This is a genomic window from Agromyces sp. CCNWLW203, from assembly GCF_036576125.1.
Classification (GTDB): domain Bacteria; phylum Actinomycetota; class Actinomycetes; order Actinomycetales; family Microbacteriaceae; genus Agromyces.
In genome coordinates, this window is the sequence record NZ_JAZHYX010000008.1 from 1 (window position 1) to 26,375 (window position 26,375).

At 70.2% G+C, this 26,375-nt stretch carries 18 protein-coding genes, 3 tRNA genes and 1 pseudogene; 11 read left to right on the top strand and 11 right to left on the bottom strand.

The window, feature by feature from the left end:
• Positions 1 to 158: 158 nt before the first annotated feature.
• On the top strand, positions 159 to 644 hold the full coding sequence (ppa, locus tag VPH61_RS16620) for an inorganic diphosphatase (RefSeq protein WP_332064627.1): 486 nt from the start codon (positions 159 to 161) through the stop codon (positions 642 to 644).
• Between the two features lie 96 nt (positions 645 to 740).
• Here the strand turns inward: ppa and VPH61_RS16625 are convergent, their stop codons facing one another.
• Together VPH61_RS16625 and VPH61_RS16630 are read right to left on the bottom strand one after the other, a co-directional pair.
• The gene (locus VPH61_RS16625) at positions 741 to 1,994 is read right to left on the bottom strand and encodes a C40 family peptidase (protein ID WP_332064628.1); all 1,254 of its coding nucleotides are present in this window, start codon (positions 1,992 to 1,994) and stop codon (positions 741 to 743) included.
• Between the two features lie 16 nt (positions 1,995 to 2,010).
• A complete protein-coding gene (locus VPH61_RS16630; protein WP_332064629.1) occupies positions 2,011 to 3,240 on the bottom strand; it encodes a M23 family metallopeptidase in 1,230 nt (409 codons plus the stop codon).
• Between the two features lie 314 nt (positions 3,241 to 3,554).
• Between VPH61_RS16630 and VPH61_RS16635 the strand changes: the two genes are divergently transcribed.
• The 3 genes from VPH61_RS16635 (at position 3,555) to VPH61_RS16645 (ending at position 3,900) form a co-directional block, all read left to right on the top strand.
• A tRNA-Glu gene (locus VPH61_RS16635) sits at positions 3,555 to 3,627 on the top strand.
• Between the two features lie 52 nt (positions 3,628 to 3,679).
• Positions 3,680 to 3,753 (top strand) — tRNA-Asp (locus VPH61_RS16640).
• A gap of 71 nt (positions 3,754 to 3,824) precedes the next feature.
• Positions 3,825 to 3,900, top strand: a tRNA-Phe gene (locus tag VPH61_RS16645).
• Positions 3,901 to 3,962: 62 nt separating this feature from the next.
• Here the strand turns inward: VPH61_RS16645 and VPH61_RS16650 are convergent.
• The gene (locus VPH61_RS16650) at positions 3,963 to 9,971 is read right to left on the bottom strand and encodes a DUF7507 domain-containing protein (RefSeq protein WP_332064630.1); all 6,009 of its coding nucleotides are present in this window, start codon (positions 9,969 to 9,971) and stop codon (positions 3,963 to 3,965) included.
• A gap of 270 nt (positions 9,972 to 10,241) precedes the next feature.
• Between VPH61_RS16650 and VPH61_RS16655 the strand changes: the two genes are divergently transcribed.
• Complete coding sequence (locus VPH61_RS16655; protein WP_332064631.1) at positions 10,242 to 11,126, top strand: alpha/beta fold hydrolase; 885 nt, start codon at positions 10,242 to 10,244, stop codon at positions 11,124 to 11,126.
• Between the two features lie 33 nt (positions 11,127 to 11,159).
• On the opposite strand, the gene VPH61_RS16660 is transcribed toward VPH61_RS16655, so the two are convergent.
• Positions 11,160 to 11,540, bottom strand: a complete 381-nt coding sequence (locus VPH61_RS16660) for a DUF2255 family protein (RefSeq protein WP_332064632.1) — start codon at positions 11,538 to 11,540, stop codon at positions 11,160 to 11,162.
• A gap of 72 nt (positions 11,541 to 11,612) precedes the next feature.
• Entirely contained in the window at positions 11,613 to 12,635 is a 1,023-nt protein-coding gene (locus VPH61_RS16665) for a PHP domain-containing protein (RefSeq protein ID WP_332064633.1), read from the bottom strand.
• Between the two features lie 155 nt (positions 12,636 to 12,790).
• Here VPH61_RS16665 and VPH61_RS16670 point away from each other — a divergent pair, with 155 nt between their 5' ends.
• Positions 12,791 to 14,248, top strand: a complete 1,458-nt coding sequence (locus VPH61_RS16670) for an MFS transporter (RefSeq protein ID WP_332064634.1) — start codon at positions 12,791 to 12,793, stop codon at positions 14,246 to 14,248.
• A 61-nt stretch (positions 14,249 to 14,309) separates the two neighbouring features.
• Here the strand turns inward: VPH61_RS16670 and VPH61_RS16675 are convergent, their stop codons facing one another.
• Positions 14,310 to 15,068, bottom strand: coding sequence for a DUF2510 domain-containing protein (locus VPH61_RS16675; RefSeq protein WP_332064635.1), 759 nt, complete (start codon positions 15,066 to 15,068; stop codon positions 14,310 to 14,312).
• Between the two features lie 76 nt (positions 15,069 to 15,144).
• A complete protein-coding gene (locus VPH61_RS16680; RefSeq protein WP_332064636.1) occupies positions 15,145 to 16,281 on the bottom strand; it encodes an alcohol dehydrogenase catalytic domain-containing protein in 1,137 nt (378 codons plus the stop codon).
• Positions 16,282 to 16,427: 146 nt separating this feature from the next.
• Between VPH61_RS16680 and VPH61_RS16685 the strand changes: the two genes are divergently transcribed.
• Positions 16,428 to 17,381, top strand: coding sequence for an EamA family transporter (locus VPH61_RS16685; protein ID WP_332064637.1), 954 nt, complete (start codon positions 16,428 to 16,430; stop codon positions 17,379 to 17,381).
• A gap of 497 nt (positions 17,382 to 17,878) precedes the next feature.
• On the opposite strand, the gene ypfJ is transcribed toward VPH61_RS16685, so the two are convergent.
• On the bottom strand, positions 17,879 to 18,754 hold the full coding sequence (gene ypfJ, locus VPH61_RS16690) for a KPN_02809 family neutral zinc metallopeptidase (protein WP_332064638.1): 876 nt from the start codon (positions 18,752 to 18,754) through the stop codon (positions 17,879 to 17,881).
• A gap of 288 nt (positions 18,755 to 19,042) precedes the next feature.
• Positions 19,043 to 19,993: pseudogene (pip, locus tag VPH61_RS16695) on the bottom strand (prolyl aminopeptidase); the annotation flags it as partial.
• 185 nt (positions 19,994 to 20,178) lie between these two features.
• Here pip and VPH61_RS16700 point away from each other — a divergent pair.
• Together VPH61_RS16700 and VPH61_RS16705 are read left to right on the top strand one after the other, a co-directional pair.
• Positions 20,179 to 21,192, top strand: coding sequence for a malate dehydrogenase (locus VPH61_RS16700; protein ID WP_332064639.1), 1,014 nt, complete (start codon positions 20,179 to 20,181; stop codon positions 21,190 to 21,192).
• 30 nt (positions 21,193 to 21,222) lie between these two features.
• Entirely contained in the window at positions 21,223 to 21,405 is a 183-nt protein-coding gene (locus VPH61_RS16705; protein WP_332064640.1) for an HPP family protein, read from the top strand.
• 7 nt (positions 21,406 to 21,412) lie between these two features.
• On the opposite strand, the gene VPH61_RS16710 is transcribed toward VPH61_RS16705, so the two are convergent.
• Entirely contained in the window at positions 21,413 to 22,201 is a 789-nt protein-coding gene (locus VPH61_RS16710; RefSeq protein ID WP_332064641.1) for a TetR/AcrR family transcriptional regulator, read from the bottom strand.
• A 78-nt stretch (positions 22,202 to 22,279) separates the two neighbouring features.
• On the opposite strand from VPH61_RS16710, the gene VPH61_RS16715 reads away from it, so the two are divergent.
• Both VPH61_RS16715 and VPH61_RS16720 read left to right on the top strand, forming a co-directional pair.
• Positions 22,280 to 23,311 carry an ATP-binding cassette domain-containing protein gene (locus VPH61_RS16715; RefSeq protein WP_332064642.1) on the top strand — a complete coding sequence of 344 codons (1,032 nt, stop codon included), beginning with the start codon at positions 22,280 to 22,282 and terminating at the stop codon, positions 23,309 to 23,311.
• Entirely contained in the window at positions 23,308 to 24,147 is an 840-nt protein-coding gene (locus VPH61_RS16720; protein WP_332064643.1) for an ABC transporter permease, read from the top strand. The genes VPH61_RS16715 and VPH61_RS16720 overlap by 4 nt, the downstream gene beginning before the upstream one ends.
• 52 nt (positions 24,148 to 24,199) lie before the next feature.
• Here the strand turns inward: VPH61_RS16720 and VPH61_RS16725 are convergent, their stop codons facing one another.
• Positions 24,200 to 26,344: an acyl-CoA dehydrogenase family protein gene (locus VPH61_RS16725; RefSeq protein ID WP_332064644.1), complete on the bottom strand. Its 2,145-nt coding sequence runs from the start codon at positions 26,342 to 26,344 to the stop codon at positions 24,200 to 24,202.
• Positions 26,345 to 26,375: the final 31 nt, after the last annotated feature.

Consider the following 26,375-nt stretch of genomic DNA (forward strand, 5'->3'; position numbering starts at 1 on the left):
CGGCGGCCGTCGGTGTCGCGGCCGTCGCGGCGTCGCACGTCATTCGTGCCGGGCAGACGTCGAGAGATAACCTTATTCCGCCGATCGCGCCCGATTCCGAACGGGTCGGCCCGCGGGCCAAGCTTCGAGAAGCGCCTTCCAACACAAGGAGAACCAGCATGGGCGAGTACGCCGCCATCATCGAGATCCCCAAGGGGAGCCGCAACAAGTACGAGGTCGACCACGAGACCGGCCGGGTCTTCCTCGACCGCGTGCTCTACACGACGTTCGTCTACCCGACCGACTACGGATTCTTCGAGAGCACCCTGGGCGACGACGGCGACCCGCTGGACGTGCTCGTGCTGCTCGACTTCCCGCTCTTCCCGGGCGTGGGCGTGAAGGTGCGCCCCGTGGGCGTCTTCCACATGACCGACGACGGCGGCGGCGACGCCAAGGTCATCGCGGTGCCGGCCGGCGACCCCCGCTGGAACCACATCCAGGACGTCGAGGACATCCCCGAGTTCACGCGCAAGGAGATCGAGCACTTCTTCGAGCACTACAAGGACCTCGAGCCCGGCAAATGGGTCAAGACCGAGGGCTGGGCGAACGCGGCCGAGGCCGAGTCGCTGATCCAGAAGGCGATCGAGGCGTTCCCCGGCCACTGAGCCGGGCATGAACGAAGCGGATGTCGCGAGCTCGCGACATCCGTACGCCGAAGGGGCGGGCCGAGTGGCCCGCCCCTTCGGTGCGTCTGGTGCCGATCAGCCTGCGGGGCGCGCCGCGGCCGAGGGGCTGCCCCAGATCGGCCACTCGCGCACGGGCTTGCCGTAGTCGGGGGCCTCGAGGATGCGTCCGCCGCCGAGGTAGATCGCGACGTGGTAGTAGTTGCCGGACGAACCCCAGAAGAGCAGGTCGCCGCGCTGCACGCTGCCGAGGGAGACGGCCTTCCCGCGCCCCGCGAGCGTGTGGTACTGGTTCGTCGCCGAGTGCGTGCCGATGCCGATGCCCGCCGCGGCGTAGGCCGCTCGGGTGAGGCCCGAGCAGTCCCAGACGTCGGGGCCGGCGCCGCCGAGCCCGTATCGCTCGCCGAGCTGCTGGCTCGCGAACCAGATCGCCGTCTCCACGGCGCTCGCGTTCGGTGGCGCCGGGTCGGGGTTCGGGGCGGGTGTGCCGCCGCCGCTGTTCCCGCCGCCGCCACCTCCGCCGCCGGCCGGCGGTGCCGGTGCCGGTGCGGCCGGCCGGCTCGCTTCGAGCGCGGCCTGGGCGGCCTCGCGTGCCTGCCCTTCGACCCGCTCGCGCTCGAGCTCGGCCGTCGTGTCCTTGAGCGTCGCGAGCTGCGCGTAGAGCTCGGCCGAGCGCTGCTCCTGCACGGTCACGGCCGCCATCGCGGACTCCGCGGCGGCGTGCGCCTCGTTGGCCTTCGCCTCGGCGAGCGCCGCGAGTCGGGTGCGTTCGGCTGCGGCCTCCGCGGCCTGCCCGCGCAGCGCGTCGGCCGTGTTGCGATCGGCGACCGCCTGCTCGTAGACGGCCTGCGACTGCTCGCCGAGCTTGGACGCCATGCCGAGCTGCTTCAGCAGTCCGTCGGTGTCCTCACCGCCGAAGACGAGTTCAGAGGTCAGGTCGTTGCCCGCGGTCTTGGCGAGGTGGGCGGCGAGCAGGCCGGCACGCATCTTCGAGATCTCCGCCACGGCATCGGCCTCATCGGCCTGCTGGGCGAGCGCGGTCTCCCGTTCGGCCGCTCGATCGCGCTGGTCGACGGCGATGCGATACGACTCGGCCGCCATCTGCGACGCCTGCACCGCAGCATCCGCCACCTGCTGCAGGCCCGCGAGCAGCTCGCCGACGCGCGCGATCTCGGCCTGCTTCGTGGCCTCGTTGCCCTTGGCCTGCTCGATCTCGCTCCACGATGGATAGTCGGGCTCGGCCATGGCCGGTGCGCCGCCCGCGACGACCGACGCGGTGACGGCGCCGACGGCGACCGCCGAGAAGACGGTCGCGGGCTTCACGCGCGACACGGGCCTGGTGCGATTCTCAGCCAAAGTAGATCCCCCGATCGGCCATGAACGGCTGCGGGTCGATGCGGCTGCCGCCGCTGTAGACCTCGAAATGCAGGTGACATCCGTCGGAGGCGCCGGTGGTGCCGCTCGATGCGATGTTCTGTCCGGCGTCGACCCACGCGCCTGCGCCGACGAAGCGGCCGCCGTCGCGGATGTGCGCGTAGCCGGTCGAGATTCCGCCGCCGTGGTCGATCTTGATGAAGTTGCCGTACGTGCCCGAATAGCCCGAGAAGGTCACCATGCCGCTGTTCGCCGCGTAGATGGGCGAAGAGCAACCGGTGCCGAGATCGACGGCGTAGTGGAAGGAGCCGGAGCACCCGCCGCCCGAGCAGATCGGCGATCGCGGGCCGAAGTCGCCAGTAATGCGGCCGTGGGCGGGCTTTGCCCATCCCGAGGTCGCCACGCCCCCCGGTGAACCGGAGCGCGCGGCCTCTTCGCGCCGCTTCCGTTCCTCTTCCTGGCGGATCCGCTCACCCTCCTGATAGGCGGCGGCCGTCTTCGCTTCGGTGTCCTTCAGGAACGCGAGCTGGGCGTCGAGCTCGATCTTCTTCGCCTGCGACTCGGCGAGCGCGGCCTCTGCTGCCGCCTGCGCCTCCTGCGCCGCGACGAGGGCTGCCTCTGCGGCGATGCGCAGCTTCTCGCGTTCGGCCTGCGCGACCTCGGCCTGGCCGCTCAGCGCCACGGCCGTGTTCTTCTTCTCCTGCGCACGGTCGTAGATGCTCGAGGTGCGCTCGACCATCTTCTCCATGTTGCCGAGCTTGGAGAGCAGGGCATCGGTCGCCCGCGCGTCACCGGCGTCGAGGAAGAGGTTCACGCCGACGTCGCTGCCGCCGGACCGGTAGAGCTGCGCCGCGACTTGCCCGGCATTCGTCTCGGCGGTCTGCGCCTCGGCTGCCGACGCATCGGCCTGCGCCTGGATCTGGTCGGCCCTGATGACGGCCTCGTCGTACTTCTGCTGGGCGACGAAGAGTTCGTCGGTGCGCTTCTCGGCCTCGGCCCGGGTGAACTCGACGTTCGCCTCGAGTTCCACGATGAGCGCCGTGACCTGCTCGACCGCCGCGGCACCGGCTGCGGTGTTGGCCTTCGCGGCCTGCAGTTCGTCCCAGGTCGGGTACGTCGCGGCGAACGCGGTCTGCGGCGGAGCGACGATCGGCACCACGAGCGCCGCGGCGAGGATCGCGACGACGGCGATCAGACGCCGCATCGTTCGCGGTCGGCCGACGCCCCGGGCTCCCCCGGCAGCCGGGCTCGTTCGAGCGTGGCCTTCGGGCGTTCGGTCTGTGGTGCGGTACATCTTTCCCCGTCCACGCGGGCTCGGGTCCCCGCGCTCCTCAACTCTCGGTTCGGGCACTGGCAGCCCCACGATATGCGGGAGGCCGGCGCATTCCGGGCATTTGGAGCGCATGTCTACGGATGCCGCGTGGCGGGCGCCGAGGCATCCGCGACCCTCGTTTTGCCATCTGCGCCGAGTGCACGTATGCTTGGCTGTCGGCGGGCGTGACCCAGGTAACGCCCTCCGGCCCCATCGTTTAGTGGCCTAGGACACCGCCCTTTCACGGCGGCAGCACGGGTTCGAATCCCGTTGGGGTCACTGCACGACCAGCACGTACAATTGAATAGCTCGGTGCCGAAAGGCATCACGAGGCCCTGTAGCGCAGTTGGTTAGCGTGCCGCCCTGTCACGGCGGAGGTCGCGGGTTCAAGTCCCGTCAGGGTCGCTCAGGCGACAAGCCCTTTCCCTTACGAGAGAAGGGGCTTTCTCCTTATTCGGGGTGATGCGTCACTTCGAGGCTCTGTAGCTCAGTTGGTAGAGCGCACGACTGAAAATCGTGAGGTCACGGGATCGACGCCCGTCGGAGCCACCATCACAACAACAGGAAAGCCCCCGGTTCGCCGAGGGCTTTCCTGTTTCCCTTGGATCTCGGCGTCAGTCTGCCGAGCCGCCTCGCCGGCGGCCACGGGCCAGCATCATGAGCACCAGGCCGCCGAGCACGATCGCACCGGCAGCGATCGGCAGGATGCCGGCGTCCCAGCCTGTTCGGGCGATGCCGGTGCTCACGGGCGGAGCCGCGACCGGCGGAGCCGCGACGGCCAGCACACCGCCGAAGTAGTGCGACCAGTCGTCGTCGTCGACCGTCACCCCCTCGACGGTCTCGCCGTCGACGTCGGTCGTCTCGGGGCCGGTGGCCACGACCGTGCCGAGGTTCGCGTACTGGCCCGCGGTCGCGGTGCCCGTGGCGATGCAGGTGAAGCTCGCACCCGGCGCGAGAGGCCCGGCGATGACATTGGCGCCGGAAGCGTCGCAGTCGATGCCGGCCGCAGCCACCTGGTCGTCGGTCACCGTGACGTTCGTCAACGGCACGTTGCCGGTGTTCGTGACGACGTAGGCCCACTCCACCGCACCACCCACAGTGACGTTCGGGCCGGGCGCCTCATCGGCGTCCTCACCGTTGGTGGCCTTCTCGATGTCGACCGAGGACTGCACACCGAAGTAGTGCGACGGATCCGCATCGGTCACCGTCGCCCCCGTGACGGCATCGCCGTCGACGTCGGTGGTCTCCGGACCGGTGCCGCTGACGGTGCCGAGGTTCGCGTACTGCCCCTCGACCGCGGTGCCGGTGGCGACGCATGTGAAGCTCGCGCCCGGCGCAAGGGGCCCGGCGATGACGTTGCCGCCGGTGGTGGCGCAGTCGATGTCGGCCGCAGCGACCACGTCGTCGGTCACGGTCACGTCGGTCAACGGTGCGTCGCCGGTGTTCGTCACCACGTACGTCCAGCGCACCTCACCGCCTGCAGCCACGCTCGGCCCGGGCGCCTCATCGGCGTCCTGACCGTTGGTGGCCTTCTCGATGTCGACGGCCGGTTGGATGCCGAGGTAGTGCGACAGATCCACATCGGTCACCGTCGCCCCCGCGACGGGGTTGCCGTCGACGTCGGTCGTCGCCGGACCAATGCCGGTGACGGTGCCGGTGTTCTCGTACTGCCCCGCGGTTGCGGTGCCGGTCGCGACACAGGTGAACGAGTCATCCGGTGCCAACGGGCCCGCGATGACATTGCCGCCGGTGCCGTCGCAGTCGATGTCGGCGGCGGCCACGAGGTCGTCGGTGACGGTCACGTTCGCCAGCGGTGCGTTGCCCGTGTTCGTCACGACATAGGTCCAGCGCACCGCGCCTCCGACCGTGACGTTCGGGCCGGTCGGCTCATCGGCGTCCTGACCGTTGGTCGCCTTCTCGATGTCGATCGTCGGCGTCACCCCGAAGTAGTGCGACGGATCGTCATCGGAGACCTCGACCTGCGTCGGGTCGAGGCCGGTGACCGTGCCGAGGTTCTCGTACTGCCCCGCGGTCGCCGTGCCGGTCGCCACACAGGTGAACGAGGCATCCGGAGCCAACGGCCCGGCGACGACGTTGCCGCCGGTGCCGTCGCAGTCGATGTCGGCCGCCGCGACCAGGTCGTCGGTGACCGTCACGTTCGTGAGGTCCACGCCGCCGGTATTCGTGACCACGTAGGTCCAGCGCACCGCGCCGCCGACCGTGACGTTCGGGCCGGCCGAGATGTCGGCGTCCTGACCGTTGGTCGCCTTCTCGATGTCGACCGCGGGTGCCGGCATGACGGCGAGGTCGACCGTGAAGGTGGTGAACGAGTCGGGGATGATCTCGCCGGCGAGCCCGGCCACGTCGTCACCCGCGGGGCCGTTGCCGCCGACCAGGTTGTCACCGTCGTAGGTGTATTCCATGGTGACCGGCGTGCTCGTCAAGCCGGTCACGGCCGGATCGGCGGACGCGGTGTTGTTGTTGTCGGCGCTTTCGTTCGATGCCGGAGCGCTGCCCGAGCCGACCGTCCGCACCACGTAGTCCGCCAGCGGGCCCCCCGCGGCGAACATCGCCGCGGGGAGGTGCACGGTGTACGTGCCCGCGGGCAGCGGGGCTGCCGACCAGCGGCCGGCCGCATCGGTGACGACGGTCGCGACGACATCGCCGTCCGCATCCTTCACCTGCACCGTCACACCGGGTACACCGTGCTCGGTGGCATCCAGCTTGCCGTTGCCATTGAGGTCGGCCCACACCAGATCTCCCAGGGTGAATCCGGGCATCAGCACATACGGCTCGGTGGAGAGGAGCGGCTGGTCGGGGAAGGTGGCGGAGAAGATCATGGCCTTGTTCACGTACACGTTGTCGAGGGCGTTGCTGGTCGACACCATGGGAATCACCGAGCGCACGCGCGACGCCTGCGGGAGGGGCGCGGTGGACACGAACCGCACCGCGGTCACGTCGTCGAAGTCGGCGATCTCGGCCGCCGTCTGCCAGAGTCCACCGGGCGCCACCGGGTCGGCATTGGTGGCGTGCCGCGCATCGTGGTTCAGCGTCGACGGATCCGCCGTCGAGTAGTACCAGGTTCCCGCCACGTCATTGCCGACTCCGGTGCCTCCACGCACATAGATGGGTGCCTCGAGCGGGCCGTTCAGCTGCACCAGTCCGGTGTAGTCGGACTCGTATTGCGTTCGTGCCGATCCGGATGCCGCGTCGCCGTCGCCATTCCAGGGAAGCACGTCGATGATGTCCGGTGCCTGGAACGCGATCTCCGTCGAGGTGTTCCCCCAGTCGACCGTCCAGGTGTACGTCTCGCCCGAGGCCACGAACGGCTTGTCGACGCTCTTGGTGATACCGAGCTGCCCTGATCCGACGATGGTGATGGTCGCCTGCGCCGTCGGCTGATTCTCGGCGTTGTCGGCCATGGCCTGCACCGTGTTGACGTAGGGCTCGCCGGGCTGTGCCAGCGTGTCCACGGTCGTGCAGATCTTCAGCAGGCCGACGTTGTGCTGCGGTGCCGTCGTGATGGGCACGTCACCGACGGTGAAGGTCGCTTTCCGCGTCTGCGAGTCGTAGTTCACCGTCACCCCGGCGGGCAACAGGTTCTGCGTGCACGCCAGATCGAAATTCAGCCCGACGGGCACGGTGTCGACCACTCGCAGATTGCGCAGAGTCGCGCCCATGGTTGTGCGGCTGATCAAGGTGTTCAGATCCCACACCACCGAGGCACCCGGAAGGTACGTCGCCTGCGGCACCGTCTTCTCCACGCCGAGCAGCATGCCCGCGAAGATCATCTCGCGCGCCACCGTGCCCCAGTCGGCACCGGTCGCACCCGTCGGCCAGCCGCCGACGTTCGTCAGGCGAACACCCGAGGGGATCGCCTCTCCCGCGTTCGGGCCGCCGTTGTAGAAGGTGCGGGTCTGCAGGTTGAAGACCAGGTGAGCCGCGAACGGTCCGGTCTCCACGTGAGCAGGGTCGGTCGGGCGGACCCGCACCATGTTGACGCTGTCCTTCCAGTCCGCGCCGAAGTCGGCCGCCGGATCGGTCGACCACGGGCCCGCGTCGTCACGACAGTCCGCAGCCGCGGTTCTGATCGACGACGAGTCGATGGGGTAGAGCCCGTTCACGCGCGGACCGGTCTGCGTGTTCACTTGATTGGGACCGACCGCGTACTCGATCACGTAATCCGCGGGGTTGACGTTGACGCCCGACGGGTAGGTTCCCATCGTCGGAGTGGTCGCAATCTGGAACACCGAAACGTCGAACACGTCGCACATCCGCAGATCGTCGACCTTCACCCGGTTGTTGTTCGCGCTCAGCGAGACGAACGACAGCACGGTGTCGCCGCCGAAGCTCGCCTGCCCACCGACATCGTGCCCGTTCTCGACGAACTGCTTGTTGCCGGCGAGCGAGCCGCACTGGCCGGCGGCCGGCCGCACGCTGCGAACGTCGACGTTGTTCCCGGTCGCTGTCGTGCCGTTCCAACCGGGCTCGTAGCCGGGCTGTGCGCCATTCAGTCCGGTGGGGTTGTTGGGCTGCCCGGCGACCGTCCAGTCCTGCGAACCGACCGCCTCGTTGCGAAGGTCGATCGTGACATTGCTCGTGCACGGGTCGCCCGGCATCTCGGCGAGCGGAATGAAGATCCGTGCGATGAAGTCCATCCGCCGGCCCTCGAAGCCTCGCCGATTCGGCGTCGCCGAAATCGTCCAGCCGTCGGCCGGCTGAACCTGGTTCGTCGGGCAGACCACGCTGGCGACGTTGGCGTCGGGCTGCAGGTCACGGCAACTCAGAAGCATCGCGCCGGGGTGGCTGACGAGTCGGTCCTTGAACGTGACGGGAAGGTCCAGCCAAGGAGCCACGTTCTCAGGGCCGGCGAGGTCGGTGACTCTGAACATGTAGTCCATGAAGTAGCCGTCGGTCGGCACGCCTGCGACCGTCTCCGTGCTGAACACGAGGTTGCCACCGAAGTACTTGAGCAGGTCCCACTGCGCTGGCGCCGCCGTGGACTGGCGAACGGCGAGGTTGTTGCCGGTGCCGTCCCAGCCCGGCTCGTGGCCGTCGCCGTAGTTCAGCTCACCGCCGTTGAGGTGCCAGGTATCGGTGTCCTGCGCCCGGTTGTCGAAGTCGAAGCTCCCGGCAGGGGTCGGCTGGCCCGGCTGCCAGGTCGGGTCGATCGCCCGGTTCATGTCGTCCAGGGGGATGAACACGTCCATCACCATGTTCCCCACGCCGCTGTCGGCAGCGGCAGCGGTGTTCGGCTTGATGCTGAGGTTCCATCCATCAGCGCCCTGCACCTCCGTCACCGGGGGGCACGTGAGCGTCCACGCCGACGTTCCGCCTACCGGGTCCCACGGGGCGAACGTCGGGCGGCACGCGTCGATCCGCGCATTCGGGAATTCCGGCATCACGTCGGTGAACGACGCCGGCCACACCAGGTCGCTGCCGCCGGCTCCGGCCAGCAGATCGGTGACGGTGAACTGGTACCGCATGATGTAGCCCGAGACCTGCGCTCCGCCGATGGCGCGGGTGATGAAGGACGGGCCCGTGCTGAACGTGCCATTGCCGGTGTACACCGTCTTCTTCAGGTCCCACTGCGCCGTTCCGGTGACCTCGACCACCGGCCCCTGCACCAGGTTCGAAGCAGCTGCTTGCCCGCCGGCCGCGTACGCACGCGCCGAGATGCTCGCGTGCGACGGAATGGGTGTGTCGCCTGCGAACTGGTACGAGACCTGCAACGCCCCGACGTTGGACGACATCGTGCCGAAGTTGCAGCGCACGGTGATCGACCCGTCGGGGTTGAGTGTGCGCGACGAGGGGGGATTGGCTCCGTTCGAAGCGTCGAGGCATCCGGCGGGCATGCCGTCGACGCCCGGGCCCACCAACTTCAGCTTCGCGCCGTCTGGCGAGGCGATGGTGAACTCGATGATCACATTCGGCACCGATGCCCCGCTGGGCAGGCCGGTCAGCGACACCGCGTACTGCTGCATGACGGTGTTCTCGGTGCGCACGATGCAGTTGCTCGTGCCGGTGTCCTTGCCGGCCTCGTCGGTGGCATCGAACGGCGGGGTCCCGGTCAGCGCGAACGTGTCGCAGGCCTCGGCCAAGGGCAGCTTCTGCAGAACGAGATTCGCGATCGGCTGCAGGCCGGCATCCAGGCCGGTCACCTGGGTGGCACCCGCGATCGTGAACGGCGCGGAAACGCCCCGCTCGGGTTGGCCGGCCGCCGGCTGGCCGGCGCGGACGAAGTCGTTCGCCCCCGTCGCCGTCGCGGGGAAGACGAACGCTCCTGGCGCAGTGACCCGCGCGGTGTAGTCGCCGTCCGCGACGGCCGCGAAGGAATACGCGCCGGCCGCGCTCGTGGTCGTCGTGGCCACCACTGCCCCGCCAGGCGAGGTGACGAGCTCCACCGTGACCCCGGACTGGACCGGCTCGCCGGCATCCTTCACCCCGTCACGATTCGTGTCAGCCCAGGCCACGCCGGCCACCAGGCTTCCCGGGCCGGCGAACGCCGCCTGTGGCGCGAGCACGAGCACCGCGATCAGGCTGATCACCGTCGCGAACACGACGATGAGTGCCGAACGCGAAGAAAGCCATGACGTGTTCTGTTCCGCAGCGAATCGTGACATCGGTTCCCCTTCGACCTGGATGTCCTCGCCGCCCCCGCGACGAGTCTGACGAGGCATGCCCGCAGGCACCCACGTGCTCGTGCGCGCGGCGACGTTTCGTCCCCCGATCCATCCCGTTCGCTCCGGTCGGGTGTCGCACGAAATGTCGTCGCGCGCGATCTTCCGACTGTATGGCGTCCCCCGATTCGGCCTCTCACGCGATCTGGGTGAACTGCCGCGCCCGTCCATCGTCACGTTGACGTCCCTTCGGGCGACGAGCATGATCGACGCATGGGGAGGAAACCGACGCCCCGGCGCCCTCCGCGGCGACCGGAGTCGAGTCTGGCCGAGCGATGGACGACGGTCGACGGCATCGACCTGTTCTACCGCGAGTCACCGGTGCCACCGGATGCCCCGGCGATGATGCACCTGCACGGCTTCGGCCTCTCGGGTCGGTACCTGCTGCCGACCGCCGAGCGTCTCGCCGATCAGTTCCACACCCTGGTGCCCGACCTGCCCGGCTTCGGCCGCAGCGGCAAGGCGGGCGACGCGCTCGACGTGCCCGACCTCGCGCACGCGGCGGCGCGCTTCCTCGACGACCGCGGCATCGAGAAGGTCACCCTCGTCGGCAATTCGATGGGATGCCCCGTCATCCTCGAGTTCGCGCATCACTATCCCGAGCGACTCGAGCGCACGGTGCTCGTCTCACCAGCGGGCGGGCTCTACAACCAGCCGCTTCGCCGAGCGGTCGGCCAGCTCACCCGCGACGGCCGACGTGAGCCCGCGCGCATGATGAAGGTCGCCGTGCCCGACTACTTCCGGTTCGGGGTGCCCAGCACCTTCAAGATGTTCCGGGCGCTCACGCAGTACCCCACGCTCGAACGCCTGCTCGAACTCCATGTTCCGACGCTCGTCGTGATCGGCGAGCGCGATCCGCTGATGCCGGGTGCCAGCCGGGTGCAGGAGGTCGCTGCGGCGACCGACAACCATGTGCTGCTCGTCAAGATCGAGGGCGCGGCGCACGCCATCAACTTCAGCCACTCGGGCGAGCTCGCCCACCTGATCCGGCTGTTCATGGCCGACAAGCCGATCGTCGACGACCCCGGCTCGCCCGGCCACGCGCGCCTGTACGAGATCCACCGCGGCACGCATCATCCGCCACCGAAGCATCCGTAGCCGACCGGATGCCTCAGTGCCCGACCGGATGCCTCAGTCGCCGACCGGATCCAGCCGGAGCGTGGTCGCGACGACCTGCGGCCCGACGACGGTGCCGACGATCTGCGCTCCGTAGCGGTCGTACTTCGCGTGGTACGCCGCGTCGACGGCCTCGTGCACGTCGGCTGACGGCTCGCTGAAGGTGACGTCACGTTCGACCCCGCCGGCACGGATTCGACCGGAGCCGCTCAGCTGAGCCCGGCGGAACCACGGGTTTCCGGGGCCGTAGGCCGAGCGCACGAACACCTCGTCGCCGACCCGCACGACCCAGATGGTCACGTACGGCCGGAGCGATCCGTCGGCACGATGCGACGCGATCTGCAGTTCGTCGGCGTCGCCGACGCGCTCGATCTCTTCAGTCGTCCAGTTGCTCATTCCGTCCCCTCCGTAGCGCGACTTCGGTCATTCCGACATTCTGTCGCGGTTCGAGGGTGCCGGCGCCTCCGTTCACGCAGAGCGATCGCGGCTCCACTCGAGCAGCCGGTCGACGGGCCACGTCGTGACGATGCGCTCGGCGGGCACGCCGTTCGCCTCGGCGCGCGCTGCCCCGAGCTCGAGGAACGTCAGGTGCCCCGGGGCATGGGAGTCGCTGTCGATCGAGAACAGGCAGCCGGCCTCGAGGGCGATCGCGATGAGCTCGTCGGGCGGGTCCTGCCGCTCGGGCCGCGAGTTGATCTCGACGGCGACCCCGTGCTCGGCGCAGGCCTCGAAGACCGCGTGGGCGTCGAACGTCGACTGGGGCCGAGTGCCGCGCGAGCCTTCGACGAGCCGGCCGGTGCAGTGCCCGAGCACGTTCGTGTGCGGGTCGGCGATGGCGCGCAGCATCCGCTTCGTCATCTCGGGCGCCTCGGTGCGGAGCTTCGAGTGCACGCTCGCGACCACGACGTCGAGGCGGCCCAGCATCTCGGGCGTCTGGTCGAGAGCCCCGTCGAGCAGGATGTCGACCTCGATGCCGCGAAGCAGGCGGATGCCGCCGACCTCGGCCTGCACGTCGGTGATCGCCTGCTGCTGGGCGGTGAGCCGCTCGATGCTGAGGCCGTTGGCGATGCGGAGGCTCGGCGAGTGGTCGGTGACCGCGAGGTACTCGAGCCCGAGCGACTCGGCCGCGCGGGCCATGGTCTTGAGGCTCGTGGTGCCGTCGGACCAGTCGGTGTGGCTGTGCAGGTCGCCGCGGAGCCGGGCCCGGAGGCCCGTGTGCTCGCCCTCGGGTGAGAGCCCGGCGCGCGCTCGGAGATCCGCGAGGTAGTCGGGCACTGCGCCGCCCGCGGCCTGCGCGATGACGGTGAACGTCGTGTCGCCGATGCCCTTCGTGCGCTGCAGGCGGCCATCGGCGACGCGGGCCGCGATGTCGTCGGCACCGAGCGGCCGGATCACCCCGGCTGCGCGCCGGAACGCCTTCGACTTGAACGCCGACGCGCGATCGCGTTCGAGCAGGAACGCGATCTCCTCGAGCGCCGTCACCGGGTCCATCGCCCCATTGTGGCGCGTCGGGGGCGCCCCTGCCAGCGTCCGTGCGCCGGCACCGGGCGGTCAGCCGGGCCGTCACACGAGTGGGGCCCGCTTGACAAGGGCCGTTCCGAGTCGGTATATCTATACCCCCTAGGGGTATTTAGAAGGAGAGTCACATGTCAGCATCAACTCCGCCGACGAGACGTCGGTGGTTCGGCCTCGCACTCATCGCGGCGGCCCAGTTCGTCGTCATCATGGACACGTCGATCATCGGCGTCGCCCTGCCCGACATCCAGGCCGAACTCGGCTTCACGCCCGAGTCGCTGTCGTGGGTGTTCAACGCCTACGTCATCGCCTTCGGCGGCCTGCTGCTGCTCGGCGGCCGCCTCTCCGATGTGTTCGGCGCCCGCCGAGTGTTCATCGCCGGCTGGCTCACGCTCATCGTCGGCAGCGTGCTCGCCGGGGCCGCGAGCAACGTCGGCCTCGAGATCGCCGGCCGCGCCGTCCAGGGCGCGGGCGCCGCGCTCATCGCCCCGGCCGCGCTCACGCTGCTCATGACGCTGTTCGGCGGCACCGCCGACCTGCCGCGCGCCTTCGCGGTGTACGGCGCAGCAGCACCGATCGGCGGCACCGCAGGGGTCTTCCTCGGCGGCGTGCTCACGGAGTACGCGAGTTGGCCGTGGGTCTTCTACGTGACCGTGCCGATCGCCGTCGCCGTCATCGCCCTGACGCCGTTCGCCCTCCCCCGGGTCGCCGGCGGACGCGGACGTGTCGACCTCGGCGGCGCACTGACCGCGACCGCCGGGCTCGCGGCGATCGTCTACGGCGTCGTGCGTGCCCCAGAGGCCGGCTGGGCCTCGGCCGAGACGATCATCGCCCTCGGCGCCGGCGCGCTGCTGCTCATCGCGTTCTTCGCGATCCAGGCCCGCAGCCGCACGCCACTGCTGCGCCTCGGCATCTTCCGCGCCCCGCAGCTCGGCGCAGCGAACCTCGCCCAGCTCCTGCTCGGCGCCGCGTGGGTCTCGATGTGGTTCTTCCTGAACCTCTACCTGCAGCAGGTGCTCGGGGCCGGCGCGTTCGCCTCGGGTGCGGCGCTCCTGCCAATGACCGCGCTCATCGTCGTCGGGATGGTCGCGGTGGCTCCGCGACTGCAGGCCCGGTTCGGGGCGAAGCCGCTCATCGTCGGTGGGTTCGCCCTGCTCGCGATCGGCCTCGGCTGGCTCGCGCTCGTTCGCCCCGACGGCAGTTACGCGGTCGACGTGCTGCCCGCGTCGCTCGTCGCAGCCCTCGGCATGGCGCTCGCGTTCGTGCCGTCGCTCGGCACGGCGATCGGCGCGGCCCGCCCTGAGGAGACGGGCGTCGCCTCGGGACTCGTGAACACGAGCTACCAGATCGGCTCGGCGGTCGGCCTCGCCGCCCTGACGGCCGTCGGCGCGGCCGTCACCGCCGGTGCAGTGGCCGGTGGGGCAACGACCGGCGGGGCAGCGGATGCCGCGGCGCTCACGGCCGGCTACTCATCGGCGTTCCTCGGCGCCGCCGTGCTGGCCGTGGTCGGGCTCGTGGCATCCGCCCTGTTCCTGCGCCCGACGCCCCGCCCGGCGAGCGCGCCGGCGCCGGAGATGGTCGACGCGTGAACCGCGTGCTCGTGGGGGCCGGCATCGGCTCCCATGGGCACGGCGCCGTCGGCCGAGCTCGTCAGTACGTGGGATACATCTCCATCGACGTCTCGAAGACGCTCACCATCATCACGACGAACCAGACGATCACGCCGATCGTGAGCACGACGGTCAGCGCGATCGCCGCGGCCATCGGCAGGTACCCGCGGCCCGATTGACGGCGCACCACGACCGAGCGGCCGATGACGTAGACGAGCGACGAGAGGAACGCCCACGCCCAGTGGAACCGGCGCTCGTAGCCGAGCTTCGCGAGCGCGGCCCTGTCGAGGGCGGCGAACCAGACCGAGAGACCGTAGACGGCCCAGCCGCCGAAGGTCGCGGCGAGGTACCACGGGTCGGTGTACGGGCCGAGCGCGGAGAACATCGCACTCGTCGACGGCGACATCGTCTGCTCCAGGTACGACTCGAAGTCCCAGAAGAAGAGCGGCAGCACGGCGAGCACGGGCAGTGCCACGATCAGCCAGATCCAGATCGTGTCGACGGGGGTTCCCTCGGGCACGCGAGCCGTCGTCGCTGCGCCGCCGTACGGCGCCGGTACATAGGCGGGCGCATACGCCGGGGTGTACGCGGGTTCGGACGCAGGGGTCACAGGCGCGACGTACGCCGGTGCGGTGACCTGGGGCGCCACGACCGGCGGCACGACGGGAGCCGCGACCGGCGCCACCGGAGCCGCGGGCGCGACGTGCTCGGTCCACTGCACCCCGTTCCACCAGCGCTGCGCCGCGGCGTCGCTCGGGTCGGGGTACCAGCCGGCGGGTGTCGCACGACCATCGCTCATCGATTCCTCCTGGGGGTTCTCCGACAGACTACGGGCACGCCGCCGGCACGGTCACGAGCGAATCGAGCGGATGCCGCTACAGCTCGACGACCGTCATGCCCGAGCCCGCCCCGCCTGCGGTGCCCATCGCCGCGAGGGCAGCAGGCACCTCGTCGAGGGTGATGCGCCGGCCGACGAGCTCGATGGGGCGGAAGTCGCCCGAGGCGACGGCGCCGAGCATCGAGGGGTACTCGTGCGCGGCCATGCCGTGGCTGCCGAGGATCTCGAGTTCGCCCGCGATGACGGCGTCCATCGGCATCGCGGCGAGCGCGGAATCGCCGACCATGAGCCCGATCTGCACGTGACGGCCCCGCTTCTTCAGGCTCCGCACCGAGGCGAAGGAGGTCTCGGTCGATCCGAAGGCGTCGACCGAGACGTCCACTCCCCCGCCCGAGGCATCGAGGATCCGCTCGGCGGCCCCCTCCCCGCCCTGCACGGGCACGGCGCCGAGCCCCTCCGCCGCGGCGAGCGCGGCGTCCGAGACATCCACCCCGTAGACCTTCACGCCCGCCGCCACGGCGATCATGATCGCCGAGAGGCCGACCCCGCCGCATCCGTGCACCGCGATCTGCTCGCCGGGGGCGAGCCGCGAACGCGAGACGATGGCCCGGTACGCGGTCGCGAAACGGCAGCCGAGCGACGCGGCCTCGACGAAGCCGAGCGACTCGGGCAGGCGGATGAGGTTCAGCTCGGCCTCGTCGATCGCGACGAACTCGGCGAACGAGCCCCAGTGCGTGAACCCGGGCTGCGACTGGTGGTCGCAGACCTGCTCGTTGCCGGTGAGGCACTCGTGGCAGCGCCCGCACGCGCAGATGAAGGGGGCGGTGACCCGATCGCCGACCGCCCAGCCCGACTCGGGGTCGAGCTCGGAGCCGAGCACGGCGATCTCGCCGGCGAACTCGTGGCCCGGCACGTGCGGCAGTGAGACGGTGTCGTCGTGGCCCATCCAGGCGTGCCAGTCGCTGCGGCAGACACCGGTCGCGCGAACGCGGATGACGGCGCCGCGAGGCGGACACGCGGGCTCCGGCACGTCGACGAGTTCGGGGTTCTCACCGAAGGCGTTGAAGAGCACGGCGCGCACAGGCGTCCTTTCCGTTTCGGGTCGCCCTGCAGCGGGCACAGGGCTGGCGTCGGCGGCGCTCACGGCTTCGTCGCCGGATCGCGCGCGCGACATCCGCGAGCCTACCGGCCTGCGGGAGGGTGCTGGTACGGCCTTCGGAGGAGTTCGCGCGATCGGGAGGACGAGATGTACGTCGACGGTCTTCCCGATCTCGCGATCTCCTCCCGCCCAGTGTGGGAAGAATTGTGTAACAATGTGCCATGCGATTCGTGACCGCCGTGCTGCTCGCAGCCGTCTGCTTCGGCACGACGGGCACCGCGCAAGCGCTCGGGCCCGAGGCGAGCGCCGCCTCGGTCGGTGCGGCGCGAATCCTGATCGGCGGTGGCGCCCTCGGGCTCATCGCCCTGATCCCGATCTTCGCCGGTCGCCGGCGCGGTGCGGTCGGGACACCGCCCGTTCCGGCGGCCGGCGTCGGCACGCGGCATCCGCTGCCCTCATGGCTCGTCGTCGCGATCGGCGCGGCCGGAGTGCTCGCCTACCAGCCCGCGTTCTTCGCGGGCACGGCCGCGAACGGCGTCGCGGTCGGCACGGTCGTGGCACTCGGCTCGGCGCCGGTCATCACCGGCGGCCTCGACTGGGCACTGCGCCGCCGCTACCCCGGGCATCGCTGGGCCGTCGCGACCGCCATCGCAACGCTCGGCGTCGGCATCCTGGCGACGGCGACCGGTGGAGGCGGTGCCGCCGATGGAACCGTCGGAGCCGATCCGCTCGGCCTGATCGCCTCACTCGGCGCGGGTGCCTCGTACGCCGTCTACACGCTCGCCGCGAAGGCCCTGCTCGACCGCGGCTGGAGCGGATCGTCGAGCATGGGCGCGCTCTTCGGCACGGCAGCCGTCTTCAGCGTGCCGGTGCTGGCGACGACGGATGCCTCGTGGCTCGCGACCGGGCCCGGCCTCGCGATGGCCCTCTGGCTCGGCCTCGTCACGACGACCGTCGCCTACCTGCTCTTCGGATACGGGCTCGGCGGACTCACGCCCGCGACCGTCTCGACGCTGACCCTCGCCGAGCCGCTGACCGCCGGAATCCTCGGGGTCGCACTCCTCGGCGAGGCCCTCTCCGCCGGTGCGCTGATCGGGCTCCTCGTGCTCGCGGCCGGCATCGTCGTGCTCGCGACGGCGGGTGCCGGCCGGCGCCACCGGGTGGCCGGCGGCTGATCGCGCGTGTCGGCGGGCGGGCATAGCGTCACCCCATGGACGTCATCCTCATCCCGGGTTTCTGGCGAAGATCGCCGACGTGAGCTACCTCGACCTGCCCACGGGGCACTGGCCTCAGTTCACGAAGCCAGCCGCGCTCGGCCGGGCGATCGTCGAGGCACTCGAAGGCTGAGCTTCGGCCCCTCCGTCTCGGGCGTCGCGGTCCTACTGGTCCGCGCGCCGGGGCCGGCGGCACCGCTGCGCGGTGCCTCCCCCATCGGTTCTGCGTACCAGTGGTCGGCGCCTCGGTTGCAGGTGCACGAGAGCGCCACCGTCTCGTCGATCGTCACCGCACGGAAGAACTCGCGGTGGGGAGTCGGGGTCTCGCGTCGTCGGCCCATGGCTCGTGCTCCAATCTGCGCACGTCGCGGTGCGCTTAATGGAGAGACGGCAAGCCCGCCGGTTCATGACGCAGGTCGCGAGAATTCGTTCGCGAACTGCGTCGGTTCGGCGGTTCGTCAGAGGTCGGCGGGGCTGACGCTGAAGGTGTCGCAGGCCTGGGCGCCCTGCTCGTAGCCGATCGTGAACCAGTCGATCCGCTGCTCGCTCGTACCGTGCGTGAACGTGTGCGGGTTCACCTGGCCCTGCGTCGCCTGCTGGATGTGGTCGTCGCCGACCGACGCGGCGGCGTTCAGCGCGTCATTGCGCTGCGCCGCCGTGATCGGCTGCAGGAATGGCACGCCGCTGTCGTCGGGCACCGTCGAGGCGTTCGCCACCCAGGCGCCGGCGAAGCAGTCGGCCTGCAGCTCGACGCGCACGGCATTCGACGCCGGGCCGGTCTGCCCGTCTTGCGAGCGCTCGAGCACGCCCGCGAGGTTCTGCACGTGATGACCCCACTCGTGCGCGATGACGTACATCTCGGCGAGCGTGCCGCCGTTGGCGCCGAACCGGTTGCGCAGCTCGTCGTAGAAGGTCACGTCGATGTAGATCGTCTGGTCGGGCGGGCAGTAGAACGGCCCGGTCGCCGACGAGGCACTGCCGCACCCGGTCGTCGTCGCCTGGTCGAAGAGGATGAAGTCCTGCGGGGCGTTGTAGTTCACCCCGATGGCGGGTGCCTCCTCGACCCAGTACGTCTCGAGTGACGCCGAGGCGCCCTTCATGCGGCACTCGACGTTCTCGTTGGCGTCCTGCCCGGTGAGGCACTGGTCGAGCGAGGAGTCGCTCGCTTCGGGCTGGGCGCCGCCACCGACGATGCCCGAGAGATCGACACCGAGGAACTGCGAGATCAGGAAGATCGCGAGCACGCCGAGGCCTCCGCCGACGGCAATGCCGGTGTTGCGGCCGCGCTTGGAGGCCTTGCCCTTGCTGATGTCGGCGTCGGGATTGAACGTCATGATCAGACGCTACCGGCTGTCGGGGCGGTCGGCGCGGTCGCGGTGCCGGTCGTCTTCGTCGTCTTCATCGTCATCGGCCTCCTCGTCGTCATCGTCATCATCGTCGTCATCGTCGTCATCGTCGTCGTCATCGTCATCGTCGTCAGCATCATCGTCGTCATCGTCTGCGTCGTCGCGGTCATCGTCATCGGCTTCGTCGTCGTCGTCGACCTCCTCGTCGTCGTCTTCACCCTCATCGTCGTCGTGCTGCTCGTACACCACGGCGTCCCCGCCGTATCCGTCGCCGCCCGCGAAACGGTCGGTCGCGGTGATGAGCGCGTCGAGGATGCCCGGTTCGTCGAAGGCGTGCCCGGCGTCGTCGATGATCGTGAGCTCGGCCTCGGGCCACGCGCGGTGCAGGTCCCACGCGGTCATCGCGGGCGTGCACATGTCGTAGCGGCCCTGGATGATCACGGCCGGGATGTCACGGAGGCGCGAGGCATCCCGAATCAACTGCCCTTCGTCCCACCAGCCGCCGTGCCGGAAGTAGTGGTTCTCGATGCGCGCGAAGGCCGTGGCGTACTCGGGAGCCGTGTAGCGCGCGACGTTCGCGGCCTGCGGCAGCAGCGTGATCGTCGACGACTCCCACCGCGCCCACGCGACCGCGGCCGGCTCGTGCACCTCGGGGCTCGGGTCGGCGAGCAGCCGCGCGTAGGCCTCGATGAGGTGCGTGCGCTCGAGCACTGGGATCGGGGCGACGAAGTCCTCCCAGAGGTCGGGGAAGACCGCAGAGGCCCCGCCCTCGTAGAACCAGTCGAGTTCCTGCCGGCGCAGCGTGAAGATGCCGCGCAGCACGAGTTCGGTGACGCGCTCGGGATGGGTCTCTGCGTACGCGAGCGCGAGCGCGCTGCCCCACGAACCGCCGAAGACCTGCCAGGTGTCGATGCTGAGATGCCAGCGGAGCCGCTCCATGTCGGCGATCAGGTGCCACGTCGTGTTGGCGGCGAGGCTCGCCTCGGGCTCGCTCGCGTGCGGGATCGAGAGCCCGCAGCCGCGCTGGTCGAAGAGCACGATGCGGTACCGCTCGGGGTCGAAGAGGCGGCGGTGGTCGGGCGTCGTACCCGCACCCGGTCCCCCGTGCAGGAACACGACCGGCTTCCCCTGCCGATTGCCCGACACCTCCCAATAGATGTGCTGGCCGTCCCCCACGTCGAGCATGCCGGTCTCCAGCGGCTCGATCTCCGGATACATCTCTCTCATGGCGACACGGTACCGACCAGCGGATGCCGCGACCGGGTGCCGCGCCGGAACCCCATGGCGGCTCGCACCATGCCGACCAGCGGATGCCGCGACCGGGTGCCGCGCCGGAACCCCATGGCGGCTCGCGGTGAGCGGCCGTCGACCCGCCCGGCAGCCCGAGTACCTCTGACGGTTAGGCTCGAACCATGGCCACGAAGCAGCCGACCACCGTCACGCTCACGGGCGCGGGCGGTCAGATCGGGTACGCACTCCTGTTCCGCATCGCCTCGGGCGCCATGCTCGGCCCCGACACTCCGGTGCGGCTGAACCTGCTCGAGATCCCGCAGGGGGTTCGTGCCGCCGAGGGCGCCGCCCTCGAACTGCAGGACTCCGCCTTCCCGCTGCTCTCGCACGTCGAGGTCTACGACGACGCGCATGCGGCCTTCGCCGGTGCGAACGTCGCACTCCTCGTCGGTGCCCGCCCGCGCGCCGCGGGCATGGAGCGCGGCGACCTGCTCTCGGCGAACGGGGGCATCTTCGGCCCGCAGGGTGCCGCGATCAACGCCGGCGCCGCCGACGACATCCGCGTCGTGGTGGTCGGCAACCCCGCGAACACGAACGCGCTCATCGCGTCGGCCCACGCACCGGATGTCCCGGCCGATCGCTTCACCGCGCTCACGCGACTCGACCACAACCGGGCTCTCGGGCAGCTCGCGGCCACCGTCGACACGCCCGTCGGCGACATCCGCGGTGTGACCATCTGGGGCAATCACTCGGCGACGCAGTTCCCCGACGTGGCGCACGCCACGGCGGCCGGCGACTCCGTGCCCGCGCTCCTCGCCCATCGCCTCGGCGGCCCCGAGGGTGCTCGGCGGTGGCTCGTCGACGAGTTCATCCCGCGTGTGGCCAAGCGCGGCGCCGAGATCATCGAGGTGCGCGGCTCGTCGTCGGTCGGCTCGGCGGCGAGCGCGACGATCGATCACGTGCACGACTGGGTGCTCGGTGCCCGCGACGGCTGGACGAGCGCCGCCGTCGTCTCCGACGGCTCCTACGGCGTGCCCGAGGGGCTCGTCTCCTCGTTCCCGGTCGATTCCGTCGACGGCACTTGGCGCATCCGTCAGGGCCTCGAGGTCGACGATTTCGCGCGACGTCGCATCGAGGCATCCGTCGCCGAACTCGTCGAGGAGCGCGACGCGGTGCGCTCACTCGGACTGCTCTGACGGCGCTCGGCGCCGACGTAGGCTGAAGGAATGGCCGAGCAGACCCCCGCACGCAATGCCCGTCGCACCCAGCTGATCGTCGGCCTCATCGTGGGCATTCTCGTCGGCGTGGGCGTGAGCCTCTGGACGGGGTTCTGGTTGTGGCTGGCGGCCGGGGTCGTGGTCGGCATCGTCACGGGTCTGCTGATGAAGCCGCCCGCGGAGAAGAACTGACCAGCACTCAGGCGTGCCCCCCGGCTGACGCCGCCGTCGACGTGACATAGCGCTCGATGCCGTCGATCACGCGCGCGAGGCCGAAGGTGAACGCGCCGAGCGGATCGGCCGGGGCTTCGTAGGCCTCACCGGCCGCCTGGCCGACCCGACCCGAGATCGGGTAGCGCGACGGATCCATGATCTGCTCGAGCAGCGGGGCGTTCCGCTCCCACCATTCGACGTCGGACTCCGCACTCGATCGGTGCAGGCGCTCGGCGTCGAGGTAGGCCCGCGCCGGCCCGCCGACGAATCCGAGCAGCAGGGTGATGACGCGGTCCATGTCGACGTCGGAGAGCCCGAGTCCGTCGATCGCGCCGAGGCACCACTCCCAGCGGTCGGAGACGTGAGGGCCGAGCGGCGGGCGGCTCGTGTCGATCGAGAGCAACCACGGGTGCCGCAGGTACTCCTCCCACTGGAGGCGGGCGATCTCGGTGAGGCGATCGCGCAGGCTTCCGTCGAGCGCGGGAAGCACGACCTCACCGGCCACGTGGTCGACCATGAGGTCGATGAGCTCGGCTTTGCCGGGAACGTAGGTGTAGACCGACATCGGCTTCAGTCCGAGGCGATCGGCGATGCGTCGCATGGAGAGGGCGTCGATGCCCTCTTCGTCGGCGATCTGAATCGCCGCCTCGACGACCTCGTCGACGCTGGAACGCTGCTTCGGGCCCCGGGATCCGAGCGGCTCGCCGAGCCGCTCTCGCCAGAGCAGGCGGAGCGTTCGGTCGGGCTCGCCGCGCCCGGTGGATTCGGTCGACATGGCGCTAGCCTACATTCTTCGTATGGTGTACGGTTTGCAGGGAATAAATCCGTACAGCGTACGTTGAAGGATGCGATGATGCACATGAACCCACCCACGATCCCCGATTCCACCGCCCTCCGAGCGACCGGCCTCCGAAAGCGCTACGGCGGCGAGCACGCCCTCGACGGGTTCGACCTCGAGGTCGGCCGCGGGCACGTGCACGGCCTCCTCGGACCGAACGGCGCCGGCAAGACCACTGCCGTGCGCTGCCTCACAACGCTGACCGATCTCGACGAGGGCAGCGCAGAGATCGACGGCATCGACGTGCGACGCCACCCCTCCCGGGTGCGCGAGCGCATCGGGCTCGTCGGCCAGTTCCACGCCGTCGACGAGGCGTTGACGGCGCACCAGAACCTCGTGCTGTTCGCCCGGCTCAGCGGGGTGTCGAAGGCCCGCGCGAAGCGCCGCGCCGACGAACTGCTCGACTCCTTCGAACTGACGGATGCCGCGTCGCGTGCGGTCTCTGGATTCTCCGGCGGCATGCGGCGGCGCCTCGACATCGCGGCGAGCCTCGTGCTGACCCCGGCGATCCTCTTCCTCGACGAACCGACCACCGGGCTCGACCCTCGTGGGCGCGCCACCGTCTGGCAGGCCGTCCGCGAGATCGCGGCAGGCGGCACGACCGTGCTGTTGACCACGCAGTACCTCGACGAGGCCGACCAGCTCGCCGATCGCGTCTCGGTGATGGACCACGGGAAGGTCGTCGCCGAGGGAACGCCCGAGGAGCTGAAACGCCGGCTCGGCGGCGACCGGGTGGCAGTGGTGATCGCCGAGGCCGCACGGCTCGATGAGGCTGCAGAACTCATCGGGCGGTCGGTCGGCGCACCGGCGGCCGTCGACCCGGACACTCGCACCGTCACCGTCGAGGTGGTCGATGGGCAGAAGGCGCTCGCACCGGTCGTGCGTGCGCTCGACGCCGCCGCCCTCACCGTCGACGACCTCGCCCTTCGCCGGCCGACGCTCGACGAGGTGTTCCTGCACCTCACCGGGCCGGGCGCGACGACCACCGTGCCCGCCGCGGTGCCGGCCGCCACCGCACGCACCCACGACACCGAGGAGGCACGATGACCGCCACCACCCCGTCCATCGCCATCGGCGACGGATCCGCCGTTCGCGACCGCCGGTCGAACGCCGCCCGCGAGGGCTGGTTGATCGCCGGCCGCGACATGCTGCATTGGATCCGAGAGCCGTGGGGCATCGTCTTCGGGCTCGCCTTCAACATCATGCTGATCCTGATGTTCGGATTCCTCTTCGGCGGCGCGATCGAACTGCCCGGCGGCGGCGACTACATCGCGTTCCTGTTGCCGGGAATGTTCGCCCTCACGATGCTCTTCGGACTCGAGTCGACCATGACCGCGATGGCGGAAGACGCGAAGCGCGGCATCACCGACCGATTCCGATCACTGCCGATCACGAGCGCCTCGGTGGCGCTCGGCCGCGCGATCGCCGATCTGACGTCGTCGGCTCTGAGCCTTGCAGTGCTCATGCTCGGTGGTCTCCTCATCGGCTGGCGTCCGACCACGGGGCCCGCCGAGATCGCCCTCGGCATCGTGCTGCTGCTCTGGCTCCGCTTCGCACTGCTGTGGCTCGGCATCTTCCTCGGGCTGCGGTTCAGGAGCGCCGGTGCGACGACCGCGGTGCAGGTGCTGGTGTGGCCGATCGGATTCCTCTCGACCGTCTTCGTCTCGGCCGAGACGATGCCCGGCTGGCTCGGTACGATCGCCGAGTGGAACCCGGTCTCGGCGACCGCCACCGCGACCCGCGAGCTGTTCGGCAACCCGACCGGCACGACGAGCGGATGGCTCGCCGAGAACGCCGTGCTCGCGGCATCCGTCTGGCCGCTCGTGATCACCGCCGTGTTCCTTCCGCTCGCCGCGGTCGCCTACCGACGACTCAGGCGCTGACGGCGCGAAGGCCGGGCTCCCGTGGGAGCCCGGCCTTCACCGCGAATCGGCGCTACTTCTTCTTCGACTTCTCGGGCGCGGGCAGCGTGCCGGCGGCGCGCTGTGCGGCGTAGTACTCGCGCGCCTCGTCCTGCCGCTCCTGCTCGGCGCCCGACGCGATCTTCGCGCGCAGGTGCTCGGGGCCGTACCCGAATGCGTCCACCAGGTCTTGCGCATGCGGACGCAGACGCTCGAGGAGCCGGTCGATGTAGGCGGTGACGGCCTGTGCGCGCTTCGGCGAGAGCCGGCCGTTGATGAGGTACCAGGCGAGGTGCTTCTCGACGAGGCCCAGACCGAAGAGGTCGCGCACCCACGTGAGCACCTGCTTCGTGCCCGGGTCGGTCGTCTTCGCGAGCGCGCGGGTGAACGCCTCCCACTGCAGCAGCTCGCCGTGCGCCCGCGCCGCCTCGATGAGCTCGTTCTGGTTGCGGTTGAACGCCGCGGCCGCGTCGGCCTTCGGGAGCTTGCGTGCATCGCGGAGGCGGCCGGCGATCTCGGAAATCATGGCCTCGACCCGGTCGGTCAGAAGCTCGCGCTGCGTCTGCTCGTCGCGGAGCTCGGAGACCGAGCGCGCCGTCGAACCGAAGTCGGCGATGGTCTGCGCGAGGCTGCGGAGGCCAGTGCCGTGATAGGCGCGATCGGCGGTCTGCGCGACGACGTAACGCGCCATCGCACCGGCATCCGCCTTCGCGAACTGCTTCGAGAAGTCCGTGAGCAGGCGCTTGGCGACGAGCTGCAGGAGCACGTTGTTGTCGCCTTCGAACGTCACGTAGACGTCGAGGTCCTGACGGAGCCCCACCATGCGGTTCTCGGCGAGGAAGCCGGAGCCGCCGGCGGCCTCGCGGGCCTCCTGCAGCGTCTCGAGTGCGTGCCACGTCGACAGCGGCTTCAGCGCTGCGGCGATGGTCTCGAGGTCCTGGCGGTCGTCGTCGGTGTCGGCGGCGCCCGAGAACACGGCGTCGAACTTCACGAGGAACTCGTCGTGCGCGAAGATCTGCGCGTAGGTCGTCGCGAGCTTCGGCAGCAGGCGGCGCTGGTGACGCTGGTAGTCGAGCAGCACCTCTTCGTCGGTGTCGCTCGCCGCATTGAACTGGCGACGCTGGTTGCCGTAGGTGATCGCGATCGTCAGCGCCATGGCCGCGGCCGTCGTCGCCGCGCCGTCGAGCGAGACCCGACCCTGCACGAGCGTGCCGAGCATCGTGAAGAAGCGGCGACCGGGGCTCGCGATGGGGCTCGAGTACGTGCCGTCTTCGGCGACCGAGCCGTAGCGGTTCAGCAGGTTCTCGCGCGGCACGCGCACGTTCGTGAAGTGCAGGCGCCCGTTGTCGATGCCGTTGAGGCCGCCCTTGAGCCCGTCGTCCTCACCGCCGATGCCCTTGAGGAAGCCGCCCTTCGTGTTGCGGATCGGCACGTAGAAGGCGTGCACGCCGTGGTTGACGCCCTTCGTGATGAGCTGCGCGAAGACCACGGCGGCGGTGCCGTGCACGGCGGCGTTGCCGAGGTAGTCCTTCCACGCGCCGCGGAACGGCGTGTTGATCACGAACTGCTGGTTCGCCTCGTCGTACGTCGCGGTCGTGCCGATGGCCGCGACATCCGAGCCGTGACCGGTCTCGGTCATCGCGAACGCGCCGGGCACCTTCAGCGACATGATGTCGGGCAGGAACGTCTCGTGGTGGAACTCGGTGCCGAGGTGCAGCACGGCAGCGCCGAAGAGACCCCACTGCACGCCCGCCTTGATCTGCAGGCTGGGGTCGGCGATCACGAGTTCTTCGAACTGGGCGATGTTGCCGCCGTGGTCGTCGAACCCGCCGAGCGACGTCGGGAAGGCGCGGTGCACGGCCTTCTGGTCGACGAGGATCTTCAACTGCCCGAGCACGCGCTCGCGGTGCTCGGCCATCGGCTGGCCCTCGATGCGCTGCAGGTCGGGGTGCGCGGCTCGCTCACGGGCGTCGAGTCGCAGGTCGGCCCAGGTGCCGAGCAGCTGCCGGCCGAGGGTCGCCACATCGATCGAGGGCTGGGCGGGCGATGCGGGCTGCGGGGCGGATGCCGCGGTGCGCGCGGACTTCGGCGGAGCCGTGTCGGCCGGGCGCTCGGGGGCGGTCCGCTCGGGGGCGGTCTTCTGCTGCTTCGAAGCGGTGCGGGGTGCCGTGTCAACCATCGTCGGTGTCTCGTCCTTCGTGTGCGATCTG

Excerpts from the sequence above, each read along its gene's own strand:
- ppa (WP_332064627.1), top strand. The coding sequence starts at position 159 with ATGGGCGAGTACGCCGCCATCATCGAGATCCCCAAGGGGAGCCGCAAC.
- VPH61_RS16630 (WP_332064629.1), bottom strand. The coding sequence starts at position 3,240 with ATGCGGCGTCTGATCGCCGTCGTCGCGATCCTCGCCGCGGCGCTCGTG.
- VPH61_RS16650 (WP_332064630.1), bottom strand. The coding sequence starts at position 9,971 with ATGTCACGATTCGCTGCGGAACAGAACACGTCATGGCTTTCTTCGCGT.
- VPH61_RS16655 (WP_332064631.1), top strand. The coding sequence starts at position 10,242 with ATGGGGAGGAAACCGACGCCCCGGCGCCCTCCGCGGCGACCGGAGTCG.
- VPH61_RS16660 (WP_332064632.1), bottom strand. The coding sequence starts at position 11,540 with ATGAGCAACTGGACGACTGAAGAGATCGAGCGCGTCGGCGACGCCGAC.
- VPH61_RS16665 (WP_332064633.1), bottom strand. The coding sequence starts at position 12,635 with ATGGACCCGGTGACGGCGCTCGAGGAGATCGCGTTCCTGCTCGAACGC.
- VPH61_RS16670 (WP_332064634.1), top strand. The coding sequence starts at position 12,791 with ATGTCAGCATCAACTCCGCCGACGAGACGTCGGTGGTTCGGCCTCGCA.
- VPH61_RS16675 (WP_332064635.1), bottom strand. The coding sequence starts at position 15,068 with ATGAGCGATGGTCGTGCGACACCCGCCGGCTGGTACCCCGACCCGAGC.
- VPH61_RS16680 (WP_332064636.1), bottom strand. The coding sequence starts at position 16,281 with ATGTCGCGCGCGCGATCCGGCGACGAAGCCGTGAGCGCCGCCGACGCC.
- VPH61_RS16685 (WP_332064637.1), top strand. The coding sequence starts at position 16,428 with ATGCGATTCGTGACCGCCGTGCTGCTCGCAGCCGTCTGCTTCGGCACG.
- ypfJ (WP_332064638.1), bottom strand. The coding sequence starts at position 18,754 with ATGACGTTCAATCCCGACGCCGACATCAGCAAGGGCAAGGCCTCCAAG.
- VPH61_RS16700 (WP_332064639.1), top strand. The coding sequence starts at position 20,179 with ATGGCCACGAAGCAGCCGACCACCGTCACGCTCACGGGCGCGGGCGGT.
- VPH61_RS16705 (WP_332064640.1), top strand. The coding sequence starts at position 21,223 with ATGGCCGAGCAGACCCCCGCACGCAATGCCCGTCGCACCCAGCTGATC.
- VPH61_RS16710 (WP_332064641.1), bottom strand. The coding sequence starts at position 22,201 with ATGTCGACCGAATCCACCGGGCGCGGCGAGCCCGACCGAACGCTCCGC.
- VPH61_RS16715 (WP_332064642.1), top strand. The coding sequence starts at position 22,280 with ATGCACATGAACCCACCCACGATCCCCGATTCCACCGCCCTCCGAGCG.
- VPH61_RS16720 (WP_332064643.1), top strand. The coding sequence starts at position 23,308 with ATGACCGCCACCACCCCGTCCATCGCCATCGGCGACGGATCCGCCGTT.
- VPH61_RS16725 (WP_332064644.1), bottom strand. The coding sequence starts at position 26,344 with ATGGTTGACACGGCACCCCGCACCGCTTCGAAGCAGCAGAAGACCGCC.